Below are 17,725 nucleotides of genomic sequence, written 5' to 3'. Positions count from 1 at the left end.
AGTTATGAAGATTTTTAAAACATTTGAGCAAATTTATTTAATGAGTCAAACTATTGTTTTAATATAAAACTATATAAAAACGATAAGGGGTTATCATTAATGAAATTAATAAGTAAAGGATTAATACTAAGTATCGCCTTAATTATGTTACTACCTATTCTAGTTAGTGCAGATGAAGAGACTCAAGAAGATCAATATCGTCTTTCAATCGAAGTTGAGTGGTACCCAGTACAAGACGATTTTGAACATCTTGAACTGCCATATGTTTCATACATATTGGATGCCTTTTTTACAGATGATGAATCAGAGCGTGAGCAATTGAACAGACAAATAGACGAGCGAATTGCTAATGAATTATATGAATTTTTCTCAAGTGACCGCGTTATCGGGCTGACGTATTCTGAGGATGTGCTTGACTATTTAGATGAAAACTTTGAAATCGATGAAGGTGGCGGATTCTTTAGCGCTATTGGCAATTTCTTCAGTGGTATAGCTAACTTCTTTAGTGGCTTGTTTTCATAGTCATTACTTTTAATGAAAACAGTAATATGGCACAATAATAATGAAGTTGACTGAAGGAGGCGTGAATGATGGCTGATGAAAACAATCAAGAGAAGAAAAGTAGTAACAAATTTACGATTATGAAAGATGATCCAATAGATGGTCACCCAGGATATAGTGGTGGTGGCGCATTTAGTTTAGAAAATATGTCACCTCTTATCGTTGATCCAAACGAAGACCGCGTATGGGTTGATATGGGAGCGATGCACGCACGTAGTGAAGTGGAAAAGCGCATTAAGTTCGTAACAGATCAAGAAGAAGTTCCAAATGGTAAACCATATTGGATTGTGTGGGTAACCGTTGAACGTGGCGAACATGGACCTTATTACTACGGCGTTGCGGCTTGTTATTTAGAAGTTGATCGTGAAGCGCGCCGTGGTTATAAAGTTTTAGCTGAACACGTTAATCGTATGGATAAATCATTAAAAGGAAGAATTATATTAGAACATATGGATGATCACTCCAAAAGTTTATTAAAAGATTTCTTAAAAGACTTTAATGAGCAATATTGGGAGTTATCAACTGATGAGTTAAAAGACGTTCTGAAATAATTTTTTTGTCTGATTTGTGAACAGTTAAACTTATGATTGTACTTTTTACTATTTCTTTGTAAAATAAAAACTAAACATGGGGTTAAAACATCATGTTTATTAGGACAAAAAAGCAGGGTTAGCTTCTTCGCTAACCCTGTTTTTTTATGCTTTATTCCACTTCGGCCTCTTCACAAGTTTCTGTCGGCTCTGTTCCTCTTATATAATACGTTAAACGAGATCTTTCTTCACAAGCTGGTCCATTTAAAGCACCTGTCATAGGGTCTACATAAACACCCGTAACACCTGATGGAATTTTAAATGTCTCAACAGTTAACTCTTCGTGAAGCTCACTCATAAAGTCGCCCCAAATTTGTTTAGCAGCTTGTTTTTCTTGTGTTGTTTCAAGACGCCTGTTGTCGTCAAAACCTGTCCATATAGCCGTTGTATAGTTAGGACTAAACCCAACCATCCAAGCATCATTTTCGGTAGTTCCGGATTTACCAGCATACTCATGTTCAAGTGCGTGACTGATTGAAGCACCTGTTACACGCAAGTAGTCACTTAAACGGTCATCAAACATTCCAGTCATCATATGTTTTAATACAAATGAGTAATTTTCATCTAAAACACGTTCAGGTGTTTCAGCTTGATGTTGATAGACTGTATCCCCATTGCGATCTACAATTTTTTCAATGATATAAGGTTCAATTTGCCAACCACTATTGGCAATCAAAGAATAAGCTTTTGCCATGTCAAAAGGAGAGACAGAGGTTGTTCCTAAAGCTAAAGGCAGTCTAGGTTCAAGGTTATCGTCAATGCCGAATAACTGTGCAGCTTCGACTAAATTTTCAGGTCCCATAAACATATTTGTTTTAACAGCATAAACATTATCAGAAACGGCTAACGCTTGTGCTAATGTGACAGGTCGTTCAGCATAACGGTCATTGTAATTCGTTGGATCATAGATTGAACCATCTTCCAAAGTAAATTGAGTAAACGTGCTCTCTAACGTTGTCGAAGGTGTGTATCCATAGACTAGTGCTGCATAGTATAAAAATGGCTTAAACGCTGAGCCAGTCATTCGTTCAGCTTGTACAGCTCTATTATATGGTGTTGTATGAAAGTTGCGCCCACCATGTAAGGCGACAATTTTACCGCTTTGATGATCGAGTGTTACACCTCCCACTTGATACTCCTCATCTTCAGGTAATCGTTCCATAGACTTCTCTTCTAATATAGCTTGAGCTCTAGGGTCAATGGTTGTGTGAATTTGATAGCCGCCAGCCTCAAGTTCCTCTCTTGTTACATCTAATATATTAGCTGCTTCACTCATCGCATAATCTAAAAAGTAGTTACCAATCTCCTGTTGAGCTTCCACCGTTGTAACAATTGCTAAAGATTCTTCTAAAGCACTTCGATATTCACTGTTTACAATTTTACCTGTGTCTCTCATTCTGCTTAAAATCCATTGCTGCCTCTCAACAGCACGTTCATAATTGTTTATGGGTGAATACAAAGAAGGTCCTCGTGGCACAGATGCTAACAGGGCAGATTCTGCAATAGTTAATTCTGAAGCGCTTTTATCGAAATAAAACTGACTAGCAGCTTCAATACCATATTGTCCATGTCCGAAATAGATCGTATTTAAATAACCTTCTAATATGGCATCTTTTGATTGAAACACTTCAAGTCGTAAGGCGATTAATGCTTCTTGAATTTTTCGTTCCCAAGTTCTGTTATGTGTTAGGAAAACGTTTCTAGCGTATTGTTGTGTAATCGTGCTAGCCCCTTGGCTGCGCCGTTGTGTCATAATGTTGTGATAAGCAGCACCGACGATCCGTTTGAAGTCAAAACCGTAGTGATCGTAAAAGTGTTGGTCTTCAGCTGATATAAAAGCGTCAATTACATGAGGTGAAATGTCATCAAGGGAGACTGAATAACGACTTTCGACCCCATGATTGACAGAGACCACTTCATCATACTGGTCATACACGACTGTATTTTCAGCGATTTCGAATTCAGGGGGACCTTCGAATAAAATATATGTAAAAATGACAATTATAGTTGATAATAAGAAGACGACAGAAAAGAAGCTTACAATCATTAACCGTTTCAATAGTTTCTTCATGTTTGATGTCTCCCGTCTTTTGCAGTCTTAACAGTTAGTATGGAATAACTAGGAAGAAATTAAACATATAATAATCTGCAAAAAGTACAGGCTGTGAAATATTTGTGCTTTTCCATGTTCTTCTCTTTTATTTCTCATTCCGTTATAATACAATTTGTTATACGTAATGTTTCGGAAATGAAAGTGAGGCAGATTTGAATTGTCTAATCAAGTGTTAAATGTTGATATATCAGTTGATACAGAAATTAAAGACCCTAATGGAACAGAAGAAGTTATTAGTCGACAAGAAAAGGGTTCATATATTCAAAGAGGAAGTTTACATCTAATTAAATATAAAGAAGAAATGGAAGAAGTGGGTGTCGTTCATACGACAGTCATTATCACGGGTGAAAAAATTACACTCAAACGTGAAGGTCCAGTAAAAATGCACCAAGTCTTCCGCATTGGAGCGAATACGGAAAGTATTTACCGACATCCGTACGGTCAGTTCCGCATGGAAACACGTACGAATAGAATGGAATATTACAAAGGTGAAGGAAACCGTTCGGGTAAGATTTTTATACAATACGAAGTCGTTCTTAACGAAGACGAACCGAGAGAACATACATTAGAAATGAAGTTTAAAGAGGAGGATGCTTGACGTGAACGTTGTTGAACAAGTTGAAAGCCAATTAAAAGAAGCAATCGAACAAGCTGTATTAAAAGCAGAGTTAGCTAGTCAAGAGGAGATGCCACAAGTCGTATTAGAAACACCTAAAGATAAAAGCCACGGTGATTATGCGACGAATATGGCAATGCAATTAGCTCGAGTCGCTAAGAAAAACCCTCGTCAAATCGCAGAAGAGATCGTAGAACATATCGACCAACAAGCAGCTTCTGTTAAATCTATTGATATAGCGGGTCCTGGCTTTATTAATTTCTTTATGGACACGTCTTACTTAACAGATGTCGTCAATACAATTTTGACCAAGGTGAAGATTATGGTCAGTCTAATGTTGGGCAAGATGAACGCGTACAAATTGAGTTCGTCTCAGCGAACCCGACTGGTACATTACACTTAGGTCATGCACGTGGTGCTGCTTACGGTGATACGTTAGCTAATGTCATGGAGAAGGCTGGCTACAGTGTTGAAAGAGAATACTATATCAATGATGCTGGTAACCAAATTGATAACTTAGCTAAGTCAATTGAAGTCCGTTACTTTGAAGCGATTGATGAAGAGAAAGATATGCCTGAAGACGGTTATCGCGGCCAAGATATTATTGATTTAGCGAAAGGCTTAGTTGATTCACACGGCAGAACTTTCTTCGAGATGGATGAAGCTGAACGACTGACAAAAGTTTAGAGAGCACGGCTTAAAGCATTTGCTACATCAAATAAAACAAGACTTAGAAGCGTTTCGAGTACCTTTTAACTCATGGTTCTCTGAAATGTCGTTATATGACGAAGGTAAAGTAGAAGAAGCGGTCACATCACTACGTGAAAAGGGTTATGTGTATGAAGAAGACGGTGCTGTATGGTTCCGTTCAACTGAATTTGGCGATGATAAAGACCGTGTTTTAATTAAACAAGACGGCTCTTATACGTATTTAACGCCTGATATTGCCTATCACCAAAACAAAATTCATCGCGGCTTTACTCATTTAATTAACATATGGGGTGCTGACCACCACGGTTATGTCACGCGTATGAAAGCTGCTATTCAAGCATTAGGTAATTCAAAGGATCTGCTTGATATTAAAATTACTCAAATGGTTAACTTGTTCGAAAACGGCGAAAAAGTGAAAATGAGTAAACGTACAGGTAAAGCTGTTACAATGAAAGAGTTAATAGAAGAAGTCGGTCTTGATGCAACGCGCTATTTCTTTATTATGCGCTCTAACGACTCTCATTTAGACTTCGATATGGACTTAGCACGTTCAGAATCAAATGATAACCCAGTCTATTATGTTCAGTATGCACATGCACGTATTTGTAGCATGCTAAAACAAGCAGAAGAAAAAGGGGTAGACGTTGAAGCAACATCTGATGTGTCATTGTTAGTAGCAGAGAAGGAAATTGACTTATTAAAACGATTAGGTGATTATCCGCAAGTGATCTCTGAAGCGGCAACGAAGAAGATGCCACACCGTATTCCACAGTATGCTTTTGACTTAGCATCTGACCTTCATAGCTTTTACAATGCAGAGAAAGTAATCGACTTAGAACAAGTTGAATTAACTAAAGCTCGTATTGCCTTAATGAAAGCAACGAGAACTGTTCTTCAAGACGCACTTAACATAATTGGTGTTCACGCACCTGAACAAATGTAATGATTGACCTCTAAATATTTCATGAACTATATTTGGTGAAGTGGATAGTAAATAAAAGCTAAAAGATGACCCAATGCTTGTTATGGGTCATCTTTTTTTATGCCCAATGTAAGTCGTTCAAAGGGTTAAAAGAGAGAAAGTTTAGCCGAGCAGTGGAAATACACAAAGACTCCAATGGGAACAGCGCGAGCCGAAAATCACCCAAAACGAAACGGCAGTGAGTTTTGGGAAGTTGAGGCCGTGCCCATGGAAAGCGAAGTGTATTTCCACTGCGGAAGGTTTAAGCGTTATTTCAAATAACATGGTAAAACCGAACTAAGGACTTAATTGTTTTTATAGCAACGGTCTAAAAATATAAGCAATCGCTTTTTTAATCGCCATAACAAACCGATTAGGGTGCTCAAGCCACTTTTTATATAAACTGACAGAGTCTTTGACGTCTTGTTCGTAATAACTATCAATTCTTTGAATTATCTCTTGGTCATATATTAAAACGTTTACTTCATCATTAAGGTAAATGCTTCTACGGTCAAAATTAGCCGTCCCTATATCTATAACGTAATCATCAATTAATAACAACTTAGCATGATAGAACCCGTTATTAAATAAGTGAACATTCGCCCCAGCCTGTTCCATTCTTTTTAAATAAGGAATCGAAGCTTCTTTAACAAAAGGATGATCTGATTCATGTGGATATAAAACATCAATCTGTACACCTTGTTCAGCCTTCTCTTCCAATAAAGTCATTAAGTCTTCATTAGGAATGAAGTAAGGTGAACCGATTTTTATACGTGATTGAGCCCTGTTAATCAAGTCATAAAAGCTACCTTCTAAAGAGCCGTGCGAAGTAGGTCGTAATTGCGTTTTGCTTGCCCCTTTTATGTTTGATTGTGTTGATACTGGTAGCAGAACGCCGTTATTTCGTACCCAATCCCTTTTAAATAAGTCTAAAACATCTTTTACAACCCCTCCAGTTAACCTCAAATGATAATCCCGCCATAAAGAAAACTTAGAACTTTCATTGACATATTGGTTGCCAACGTTAAACCCCCCGATATATGCAGCGGTTCCATCAATAACTGTAATCTTACGGTGGTTCCGGTGGTTGACAGAATGAAAGAAATTTTTAAGAGAGATCTTATTACTAAAAGAAAAATGAACACCTGACTGTATTAAATCTCTTCTAATATCTTTAGAAATGGCTCTCGATCCAATCCGATCAACAATTAAGTAAACGGAAATACCTTCATCTGCTTTTTCTTTTATTAACTGTATAAATTCTTGTCCAAATTGATCTTTACTAATAATGAAAAAGTTAATACATATAAATTGCTTAGCATTACGTATATCTTCGAAGTATTGGTCGAACAAGTCGCGCCCATTCCAAAAAAACGTAATATCAGCTTGTCTTAATGGGTAGTTAGGTAGATCTTCTTCTTGTTCTTTACGGTTAGTAATTAAAAATATAATGATAATAACTGCGATGGCAATCAAGGCCCACATGATGCACGTCCTCCTTCTTTGGTAGTATGTTTTTATTCGAAGTAATGTATACAAAAAATGATTGACTGAATGTTCATTCAGTGTATAATGAAATTATATGAAAACTTCATCAATTCTGACGCATTTCGTGTTAGAATGTGGTTAATTGTTCGAAATATAAACAAACATGGGGGGAGACAGATGGAAGCGCTATTATGGGTGAATTGGATTGCTTTTTTAGCAATTACAATCTACGCAGCGTTCTTGTTTGTTCAAGTTGTACGAACTAGAATTGCTTACATTAAATTAGGACGTAAATCTGAATATGATCAAGACGTTAAGCAGCGTCTTAAAGATATTTGGGTGTACGTATTTGGTCAAAAGAAGTTATTGAAAGACATGAAATCCGGAATCATACACGTGATGATGTTCTACGGATTTTTACTTGTGCAGTTCGGAGCTATTGATTACATATGGAAGGGGTTAAATCCTGAATCACATCTTCCATTTGGAATTTTTTATCCGGGCTTTGTATTTTTCCAAGAAATTGTTACATTAACGATTTTGGTGGCAGTTGTATGGCTTTTTATCGCCGTTATATTGAGAAGCTTGTTCGTCTTAAACGTGGATTTAAGGCTGGATTAGTATTAATCTTTATCGGAACGTTAATGGTTACAGTATTAGCGGGTAATGGTTTTGAACTTATTTGGCATGAACATAGCTTAACATGGTCCGAACCAGTTGCATCAGCTATTGCAGCTGCTTTTATGTGGATGAGTCCTGCTGTAGCAGCCGTTATGTTTTATATTATGTGGTGGATCCACTTAGTTGCGTTATTAGCGTTCTTAGTTTATGTACCACAATCTAAGCACGCTCACTTAATTGCAGGTCCTGCGAACGTTTACTTTAACCAGGACAAAAAACACGGCAAACTTGAGCCAATTAACTTTGACATGGATGAAATGGAAGAGTCAGATGAAGAACCTTCATTTGGTGTCGGTAAAGTAGAAGACTTAAGTGAATTACAGTTACTTGATTTATACGCTTGTGTTGAATGTGGACGTTGTACCGATGTCTGCCCAGCATCAGGCTCTGGTAAAATGCTATCACCAATGGATGTGCTAGTTAAAATCCGAGATCACTTAACTGAAAAAGGTGCTGCTGTAACAGGAAAGCAAGCTTGGGTACCTTCATACGCATTTGCAGGTACTGCTGGAAATCAAGCAGTAGACCCGGACAATTCATTAGCTGAACAAGTTATGAACCAACAGTTAATTGGTGATGTTGTAACAGAAGAAGAGTTATGGGCTTGTACAACTTGCCGTAACTGTGAAGATGCATGTCCAGTTATGAACCAACACGTTGATACAATCATCGACCTTCGCCGTTACTTAGTTATGACTGAAGGTAAAATGGACCCTGAAGCGCAGCGTGCCATGATGAACATTGAGCGTCAAGGTAACCCATGGGGCCTATCTAAGAAAGACCGTGAAAACTGGAGAGAGATGGATGAAACATTAAACATCCCTACAGTTAAAGAAATGAGCAAAGAAGGAGAAGAATTCGAATACTTATTCTGGGTAAGCTCAATGGGTGCTTATGACAACCGTAGTCAGAAGATTGCTGTAGCCTTCGCCCGCCTAATGAATAAAGCAGGTGTTAAGTTTGCTATTTTAGGTAATAAAGAGCGTAACTCAGGTGACACACCGCGTCGTTTAGGTAATGAATTCTTATTCCAAGAGTTAGCAGAGAAAAACATTAAAGAATTTGAGAAAAATGATGTGAAGAAGATCGTAACAATCGATCCACACGCTTATAATATCTTTAAAAATGAATACCCTGACTTTGGCTTTGAAGGTGAAGTATATCACCATACAGAGTTGTTAGCAGAGTTAATTAATGAAGGACGCCTTGAGCCGCAAGAGGCTGTTAATGAAAAGATTACGTTCCACGACTCTTGTTATCTTGGACGTTACAATGAGGTTTATAACCCACCACGTGATATTTTACAGGCGATTCCTGGCGTCGAATACGTTGAGATCGAACGTAACCGTGAAAACGGTATGTGCTGTGGTGCAGGTGGCGGTATGATGTGGATGGAAGAAACAACTGGTAATCGCGTTAACGTTGCTCGTACTGAACAAGCACTAGAAGTATCGCCGAATACTATTTCAAGTGGCTGTCCTTACTGCTTAACGATGTTAACAGATGGTACGAAAGCTAAAGAAGTAGATGAAGAAGTTACGACACAAGATGTTGCAGAAGTGTTAGAGCGTTCAATCTTTGGCGAGCCAGCTAAAGTAGAACAACCAGCATAATATAACAGGGTCCCTGTATGGTTTAATCCGAAACCATATAGGGATTTTTAGTATAAAATTGAATTGTTAGAAATAGGTTAATATTGCTATTATACAAAATTGAAAAATATACTTGAATATTTAGAATTCAGTGTTAAAATTGTTTAATAACTAAACGAAATGGGAATACTTAAAATTTAATATATTTTCGGAAATTACAGAAAAAAGGTTGCATTTTACATAAGTGTTACTTAAAATTATAGTTGTTGTAATTTTTAAAAAATTGAATTATCAATTCTTGCTTATGTCTACTATTTTTTAAAGATAATTTTCGGAATATACAAAAAAGAGAAAAACCTATAGAGGTCAGCAAGAAAATTTAAGTGTAGGGTGATAGGGTTGAGCAAAACTTTATTAGAGATTAAGAACTTAACAACATCCTTCCGCATAGGGGAAGAGTATTACGCAGCAGTTGATGACGTTTCGTTAAACCTTCAAGAAAATGAAGTATTAGCGATCGTAGGGGAATCGGGTTCAGGTAAGAGTGCAACAGCTTTCTCGCTTATGGGGTTACACAACAGAGCGAAAATCGAAGGTGAAATCTTATTTAAAGGGCGAGATATTGCTAACTTGCCAACATCAAAAATGAATAAGATTCGTGGTAATGAAATCTCAATGATTTTCCAAGATCCATTAACAGCCTTAAATCCATTAATGGAAATCGGAAAACAAATTGGTGAGGTTTTGTTATTGCACAAAAAAGATATGTCAAAACAAGAACGTCGCGATTATTCGATCGAACTTCTTGAAAGAGTTGGTTTACCGCGACCAGAACGTGTAGTGGACCAGTTCCCACACGAATTATCTGGTGGTATGAGACAACGTGTAATTATTGCGATTGCAATAGCTAACAAGCCTGAATTGTTAATTGCAGACGAACCAACGACTGCATTAGACGTAACAATTCAAGCTCAAATATTAGATCTAATGAGAGAGCTAAAAGATGACTTGAACTCAGGAGTAATTTTAATCACTCACGATCTAGGTGTTGTTGCTGAAATGGCAGACCGAGTAGCCGTTATGTATGCTGGACAAATTGTCGAAATAGCCGATGTTGAATCACTATTTGTTAATCCTCAGCATCCATATACTCGCTCTTTACTAAGTTCAGTACCAGCGACAGACTTTGCGCAAGATCGTTTGCATGTTATTCAAGGAATTGTACCTTCATTGAAGAATCTGCCTCGTGAAGGTTGCCGTTTCAAAGAACGTATACCGTGGATTGAAGATACCGCTCATGAAGAAGATCCACAATTGCACGAAATAAGCGAAAACCATTATGTACGCTGTACATGTTACCAGCATTTCTACTTCCCAGAAGAGAGCAAGGAGGAGCAGACTAATGGCGTTACTGAAAGTTGATGATTTAAAAATCCACTTTCCGATTCGTGGTGGAATTTTAAATAGAAAAATTGATGAAGTTAGAGCGGTAGACGGTGTTTCCTTTGAAGTTAAAGAAGGGCAAACTTACGGTTTAGTAGGGGAGTCAGGCTCAGGTAAAACGACTACTGGTAAGGCAGTTATGGGTCTTAACAGTATTACAGATGGGGATATTTACTTTGAAGATACTCACCTTAATGCTAAAAAAGGAAAAAAAGTAGACGTTAGAAAAGACGTTCAAATGATTTTCCAAGACCCGTATTCTAGTTTGAACCCAAGAAAAAGAGTAATAGACATTGTGGCAGAACCATTTAGAAACTATGAAAAAATGTCTAAGTCTGAAGAAAAGGAAAAAGTAAAAGATTTATTAGAGCGTGTAGGGATTAGTAAGGACAGCCTATTTAAATACCCACACGAATTCTCAGGTGGTCAGAGACAAAGAATTGGGGTAGCAAGAGCGATCGCTCTAAATCCAAAATTAATAATTGCAGACGAACCAGTTTCTGCATTAGACGTTTCGGTGCAAGCACAAGTATTAAACTTTTTACAAGACATTCAAAAAGATCTGAATCTTACTCTACTATTCATTGCCCACGACCTAGGGGTAATCAAACATATGTGTGACCGTATAGGGATCATGTATCAAGGTAGGTTAGTAGAAGAGGGACAGAAAGAAGATATTTTTAATAATCCTCAACACATTTATACGAAAAGGTTAGTTGCGGCAATTCCAGATGTTGACCCTAGAAGACGCGAAGAGCACCAAAGGTTTCGTGCGCAAGTCAAAGAGGAATATCAGCAATCATTTTATGATTACTTTGATGAAAACGGCATGGCGTATGACCTAAGAAATATATCAGACACACACAAAGTTGCGTTACCAGAAAGAGGTTGATTAGATTATGTGGAAATTTATAGTTAGAAGATTAATCATAACAATGCCGCAGTTAATAGTTTTAAGTTTAGTAGTCTTTATACTAGCTTCTATGATGCCTGGTGATGCACTGACTGGTCAAATCGACCCAAACATCTCACCAGAAGCAATTGAACAACAACGTGAACGATTAGGTCTAAATAATCCTTGGTACATTCAATATGGGGATTGGGTCACTGGCGTCGCACAAGGTGATTTCGGACAATCGTACCGTTTTAAAATGCCGGTCACCGATTTAATGTGGGATCGTATGGTGAATACATTTTGGTTATCGTTGATTTCTGTATTCTTTATATACGCACTAGGTATTCCTATGGGGATTATTAGTGGGCGCTGGAATGATAAGTTAATAGATCAACTTATAACTGGTTATACTTATTTAGGGTTTGCGACACCACTCTTTATTTTCGCACTCGTAACACTATGGGTGTTCGGATTCCAATTTGGTTGGTTCCCAACAGGTGGTTCGGTTGCGTCAGGCCTAGAGCCTGGATCAATAGAGTATATCCTAAGTAAGATTCACCACTTACTGTTACCAGGTCTTTCGATAGCATTGATTGGCTTAGTAGGAACAGTACAGTATTTAAGAAGTGAAATTGTCGATACGAAACAAAAGGACTTTATTATTACGGCACGAGCAAAGGGTGCCCCAGAACAACGGATTTATAATAGACACATTTTCCGTAACTCGGTTTTACCGATAGCTGCTTTCTTTGGTTATGAAATTACAATGTTAATTACCGGATCAATTTTCGTAGAGCAAATATACAGTTATCCAGGTATGGGTGCACTGTTTATAGAGTCAATCTTACTAAGAGATTATGCAGTGGTAACAGCACTAGTGCTGTTATTCGGTTTAGCTGCCATACTCGGAGCTCTACTATCGGATATCATTCTAAGTATTGTGGATCCGCGTATTCGAATTAAGTAAAAAGGCTATCTTAGGGGGTGAAACGAGTGAGTAATAAACAAACAGAACAAGAACTAGAACAAACCGTAGAAGAAACGCAAATTGAAAAAAGCCCTTCGGGGATGAAAATATTTTGGAAAGAAATCTTAAAAGATAAACTAGCTTTTATATCATTGATGTTCTTAGTCTTAACATCACTTGGAGTGTTCGGTGTATCTTTAATATTAGACCAGGAACAAATTGTAACAGTTGATATGTTTGCTTTACACCAACCACCATCAAGTGAATTCTGGTTAGGTACAGATTATGGTGGAAGAGACATTTTTGGACAGCTCATTATAGGTACTAGAAACTCGTTGGCCATAGGGTTCCTTGTAACCTTAATGTCTGGGTTTATAGGCATTGTCTTTGGTGTCGTTTCGGGCTATTTTGGTGGTCATGTCGATAACGTTATGATGCGTATCGTAGACTTCTTTATGGTATTACCGAACATTATGATTATTATCGTATTCGTAACAATCGTTCCAAAATATAGTGTTTGGTCTTTTTCCCTTGTTATGACCGCATTTTTGTGGATGGGGATTGCGAGGTTAATTCGTTCAAGGGCTTTACAGGAGAAAGAACTTGACTACGTTCAAGCGTCGAGAACGTTAGGTTCATCTCATGCTAAAATCATCTTTACACAAGTGATGCCGAATATTACATCTTTAATTGTTGTTACGATGACATTGAATTTAGCAGCAAATATAGGAATCGAATCTGGTCTATCATTCCTAGGTTTCGGTTTCCCAGAGAGTACACCAAGTTTAGGTACACTACTAAGTTACGCAACCAATCCGACAACATTAGAACAACGTTGGTGGATTTGGATGCCTGCAGCGATTTTAATTTTAATCTTAATGTTATCGGTGCGTAACGTAGGTGAAGCACTAAAACGTGCTGCAGATGCTCGACAAAGAAGAGCATAATTAAACTCGATACAATCGGTAGCCTCAAAAAATGGGGCTACGATTAGTATAAATACAGCCTGGAAAAAGGCTAAAAATTTCAAAGGAAAAAAGGGGAGGTATTTCAATGAGCAAATCATTGATGGGCAAGTATTTATTTGTCCTAATGCTCGCTCTGTTCCTAGTTCTAGCTGCTTGCGGTGGCGATGATGAAGAAGGTGCTGAGGATCCAGAGGAAGGATCAGAAGGTACTGAGGAAACAGAAGAGCAAGAAGAGGAAGAAGAGGAAGAAGAAGAAGCGGTTGATCCGGAAGATCAAGTTTATGATGTAGACGATTTTCCATTAGTAACTTCTAATGACGGTGAACCAATTGATGGCGGTCATCTGAACTTTGGTTTAGTGTCTGATACAGTTTTTGAAGGTACACTAAACTATAATTTCTATTCAGGTAACCCTGATGCACAGATCTTACAGTTCCTTGATGAACCATTACTACGTATGGATCCTGACCATAACTATAATAACGAAGGTGCTGCGACTTTCGAAGCAGATGAAGAAGAAGGATCTATTACATTCACTATTCGTGATGACGTTAATTGGCACGATGGTGAATCACTAACAGCAGAAGACTGGGTATATGCTTATGAAGTAATTGGACACCCTGAATATACAGGTGTTCGTTATGGTACAGTTGGATTCACTTTAATTGAGGGAATGCAAGAGTACCATGAAGGTGAAGCTGACTCAATCTCTGGTATTGAAATTCATGATGAAAAATCATTTACAATTAATTACGAGCGTTTAACTCCTTCACTACTATCAGGTGGTATTTGGACATATGCTTTACCTAAGCATATCTTTGAAGATATCCCGGTAGCTGAAATGGAAGAAAGCGAATATGTACGTGAAAATCCAATCGGGATCGGACCTTTCAAGGTTGAATCAATCGTTCCTGGTGAATCAGTAGAATACACTAAGAACGAAGACTATTGGGAAGGTGAACCAAACGTAGATGGAGTAACATTAAGAGTTATTAACCCTAACGTTGTTGCACAAGAACTAAGTACAGGTGGAGTTGACATCGTTAACTCATTCCCAGCTGATCAAATCGCTGAAAACTTAGACATGCAAAATGTTGAGTGGTTAGGGGACATTGAAGGTTCTTACACTTACATTGGCTTTAAACTAGGTGATTGGGATGCTGAAAATGGTGAAGTAAATTACCAAGGTGATGATATGAAGATGGGTGACGTTGAACTACGTCGCGCAATGTGGTATGCAGTTGATAATGATCGTATTGGTGAGAACTTCTATAATGGCTTACGTTGGAATGCAACAACTCTAATTACGCCATGGCATGAAGTTTACCATGATGAATCAATTGAAACACCAACTCATGACACAGAAGAAGCAAATCGAATTCTAGATGAAGCAGGTTATGAAGATGTAACTGGTGATGGTTACCGTGAAACTCCAGATGGTGAAGAGTTAGTTATTAACTTTGCATCTATGTCTGGTGGTGACTCAGCAGAGCCAATTGCACAATACTACATTCAAGCTTGGGACGAAGTTGGTCTAAATGTTGAACTAATTGATGGACGTCTACTTGAGTTTAACCAGTTCTATGATCGTGTAGGTCAAACTGGTGAAGATGATCCTGAAATCGACATTTACCAAGGTGCTTGGAGTGTTGGTTCGGATGTAGACCCTACTGGTTTATATGGTAGAACACAAATCTTCAACTTCCCTCGTTATGCGAGTGAAGAAAATGATCGCCTATTAGATGAAGGTGTATCTGAAGAAGCGTTTGATTTAGAATATCGTCAAGAGGTTTATAGTGAATGGCAAGAGCTAATGGTAGAGGAGATTCCTGTATTCCCTACTTTATATCGTGCAGCACTGTATCCTGCTAACGAACGTGTAACTAACTATGACATTTCTAGATATGGTACAGAATGGCATGAGATTGGTGTAACGGAAGAAGAACCAGTAGTAGAATAATAGTAATTAATAAAGCATAGAGGTTTTCCTCTATGCTTTATTTTTTTGGTTATATGTTTTAAAAGCGGGACTATTACTAGAACGAAAAATTTCAAAAATTCATATTTATTGAACGAACGCTCAGTCGAATGTATGTTATAATTAATGATAGCGGTTACAAAGAAATGAAGGGAGAGTTACATAATGACAAAAACAGTAATTGTATCAGGAGCCAGAACGCCTTTTGGTAAGTTTGGAGGGGCTTTAGCGCCTTTAACAGCTGCTCAACTAGGTGGTATTGCAATTAAAGAAACATTACAAAGAGCAAATGTTTCAAGTGAACAGATCGGTGAAGTGATCATGGGAACTGTTTTACAAGGTGGCCAAGGACAATTGCCTTCAAGACAGGCGATGCGACATGCAGACATTCCATGGGAAACAAAAACAGAAACGATTAATAAAGTGTGCGCTTCAGGCATGAGAAGTGTTGCTTTAGGTGATATGCTAATTCGATTAGGTGAAGAAGACGTGATTGTTGCTGGTGGAATGGAAAGTATGAGTAATGCTCCATACTTTATGCCGAACGCTAGATGGGGCTTTAGAATGGGCGACCAGAAAGCAGTCGACATGATGGTTCATGACGGATTAACTTGTTCGTTTGAAAATGTTCATATGGGTACTTACGGAAATAGAACGGCTAATAATTTCAACTTAACACGTGAACAACAAGACGAGTGGGCAGCGCAAAGTCATGAACGTGCACTTAATGCGATCAAAGAAGGTAGATTCGACGACGAAATCACAATGGTAGAAGTACCACAACGTAAAAAAGATCCAATTAAAGCAGAGCAAGATGAAGCGCCTCGTGAAGGGACAACAGCTGAAGGACTAGGAAAGCTTCGTCCAGCATTTGATAAAGACGGTACTATAACAGCAGGTAACGCGCCAGGTGTCAATGACGGGGCTGCAGCGATGTTATTAATGTCAGAAGAAAAAGCTAATCAATATGGTCACGATCCTTTAGCAACAATTGTTGCTCATGAGGAAGTAGCAGTTGAAGCTGAACGTTTTCCTGAAACACCAGGAATCGTTATTAATAAGTTGCTAGAAAAGACAGGTCACAATATAGATGACATCGATCTGTTTGAAGTGAACGAAGCTTTCGCAGCTGTATCACTAGCTAGTAGTGATATTGCAGGGTTAGATCCAGAAAAAGTCAACGTAAACGGTGGTGCTGTCGCATTAGGTCACCCAATTGGTGCAAGTGGTGCTCGTATTATTTTAACACTTGCTTATGAATTAAAACGTCGAGGTGGCGGTCTAGGTATTGCATCGATCTGCTCAGGCGGCGGTCAAGGTGATGCATTACTAATCGAAGTTCCAAAACAATAACTTTTTAGATTCATAGAGGAGGAGCGAAATATGTCTGTAAATAAAGTGATGGTAATTGGCGCTGGGCAAATGGGCTCTGGAATAGCTCAAGTATTTGCACAGGCTGGTTTTGAAGTGAAGTTAAACGATATTGCAGATGAGTCACTCAATAAAGGCTATGCAAGAATTGAAAAATTACTTTCTCGTAATGTTGAAAAAGAAAGAATGACAGAACAAGAGAAAGGAAGCGCGCTAAACCAAATTAGTACGACTACAAAATTAGAAGATGCTAGTGATTGTGATCTAGTCATTGAAGCAGTCGTTGAAAACATGGATGTTAAAACAAAAGTGTTTAAACAGCTAGATGACATTACACCCAAACATGCGATTTTAGCAACGAACACTTCATCTCTACCAATTACAGATATTGCTGCTGTTACAGAGCGTCCAAGCCAAGTCATTGGGATGCATTTTATGAACCCAGTACCAGTAATGAAGCTTGTTGAAATCATCCGTGCGATTCAAACATCAGATGAAACGTACCAGTCAATCGAAGAAACGACGAAGAAATTAAATAAAAACCCAGTTGAAGTGAACGATTACCCAGGTTTCGTTTCAAACCGTGTTTTAATGCCGATGATTAACGAAGCGATTTACACAGTTTACGAAGGTGTAGCTGAACCAGAAGCTATAGATGAAGTGATGAAGTTAGGTATGAACCATCCAATGGGACCACTTCAGTTAGCAGACTTTATCGGTTTAGACACATGCTTATACATTATGGAAATTTTACACGAAGGCTTCGGTGATAGTAAGTATCGTCCTTGCC

The 17,725-nt window shown here is 38.1% G+C and carries 12 protein-coding genes and 2 pseudogenes; 12 read left to right on the top strand and 2 right to left on the bottom strand.

Translation table 11 applies throughout. The annotated features are described in order from the left end of the window. The first annotated feature begins 99 nt into the window (after positions 1-99). Both A194_RS0107205 and A194_RS0107200 read left to right on the top strand, forming a co-directional pair. Positions 100-522 (top strand): hypothetical protein, encoded by a 423-nt coding sequence (locus tag A194_RS0107205; protein WP_017186181.1) that lies wholly within the window; start codon positions 100-102, stop codon positions 520-522. A gap of 68 nt (positions 523-590) precedes the next feature. Next, entirely contained in the window at positions 591-1,112 is a 522-nt protein-coding gene (locus A194_RS0107200; protein WP_017186180.1) for a YwhD family protein, read from the top strand. 151 nt (positions 1,113-1,263) lie between these two features. Here the strand turns inward: A194_RS0107200 and A194_RS17745 are convergent, their stop codons facing one another. After that, positions 1,264-3,222 carry a transglycosylase domain-containing protein gene (locus A194_RS17745; RefSeq protein WP_017186179.1) on the bottom strand — a complete coding sequence of 653 codons (1,959 nt, stop codon included), beginning with the start codon at positions 3,220-3,222 and terminating at the stop codon, positions 1,264-1,266. Between the two features lie 199 nt (positions 3,223-3,421). Between A194_RS17745 and A194_RS17740 the strand changes: the two genes are divergently transcribed. After that, positions 3,422-3,862 carry a YwiB family protein gene (locus A194_RS17740; protein WP_017186178.1) on the top strand — a complete coding sequence of 147 codons (441 nt, stop codon included), beginning with the start codon at positions 3,422-3,424 and terminating at the stop codon, positions 3,860-3,862. A 1-nt stretch (position 3,863) separates the two neighbouring features. Further along, positions 3,864-5,534, top strand: a pseudogene (gene argS / locus A194_RS17735) (arginine--tRNA ligase). Between the two features lie 333 nt (positions 5,535-5,867). Here the strand turns inward: argS and A194_RS0107180 are convergent. After that, positions 5,868-7,037, bottom strand: coding sequence for a phospholipase D-like domain-containing protein (locus A194_RS0107180; RefSeq protein ID WP_017186177.1), 1,170 nt, complete (start codon positions 7,035-7,037; stop codon positions 5,868-5,870). A gap of 180 nt (positions 7,038-7,217) precedes the next feature. Between A194_RS0107180 and A194_RS17730 the strand changes: the two are divergent. The 8 genes and pseudogenes from A194_RS17730 to A194_RS0107140 form a co-directional block, all read left to right on the top strand. Continuing rightward, a pseudogene (locus A194_RS17730) lies at positions 7,218-9,334 on the top strand ((Fe-S)-binding protein). 378 nt (positions 9,335-9,712) lie between these two features. Then, positions 9,713-10,735 carry an ABC transporter ATP-binding protein gene (locus A194_RS0107170; protein ID WP_017186176.1) on the top strand — a complete coding sequence of 341 codons (1,023 nt, stop codon included), beginning with the start codon at positions 9,713-9,715 and terminating at the stop codon, positions 10,733-10,735. Next, the gene (locus A194_RS0107165) at positions 10,716-11,648 is read left to right on the top strand and encodes an ABC transporter ATP-binding protein (RefSeq protein ID WP_017186175.1); all 933 of its coding nucleotides are present in this window, start codon (positions 10,716-10,718) and stop codon (positions 11,646-11,648) included. The genes A194_RS0107170 and A194_RS0107165 overlap by 20 nt, the downstream gene beginning before the upstream one ends. 7 nt (positions 11,649-11,655) lie before the next feature. Next, entirely contained in the window at positions 11,656-12,618 is a 963-nt protein-coding gene (gene opp4B, locus A194_RS0107160; RefSeq protein WP_017186174.1) for an oligopeptide ABC transporter permease, read from the top strand. Positions 12,619-12,719: 101 nt separating this feature from the next. Beyond that, complete coding sequence (locus A194_RS0107155) at positions 12,720-13,565, top strand: ABC transporter permease (protein WP_100214268.1); 846 nt, start codon at positions 12,720-12,722, stop codon at positions 13,563-13,565. 106 nt (positions 13,566-13,671) lie between these two features. After that, complete coding sequence (opp4A, locus tag A194_RS0107150; RefSeq protein WP_017186172.1) at positions 13,672-15,546, top strand: oligopeptide ABC transporter substrate-binding protein; 1,875 nt, start codon at positions 13,672-13,674, stop codon at positions 15,544-15,546. 183 nt (positions 15,547-15,729) lie between these two features. Further along, positions 15,730-16,917: an acetyl-CoA C-acetyltransferase gene (locus tag A194_RS0107145; RefSeq protein ID WP_017186171.1), complete on the top strand. Its 1,188-nt coding sequence runs from the start codon at positions 15,730-15,732 to the stop codon at positions 16,915-16,917. Between the two features lie 30 nt (positions 16,918-16,947). Further along, the coding region (locus A194_RS0107140; RefSeq protein WP_017186170.1) for a 3-hydroxybutyryl-CoA dehydrogenase at positions 16,948-17,725 on the top strand (778 nt) is incomplete at its 3' end.

It is taken from the genome of Alkalibacillus haloalkaliphilus C5 (genome assembly GCF_000269905.1).
Taxonomy (GTDB): domain Bacteria; phylum Bacillota; class Bacilli; order Bacillales; family Alkalibacillaceae; genus Alkalibacillus; species Alkalibacillus haloalkaliphilus_A.
The sequence above is the reverse complement of the archived record's forward strand: the minus strand, read 5'-3'. Positions and strand labels throughout refer to the sequence as shown.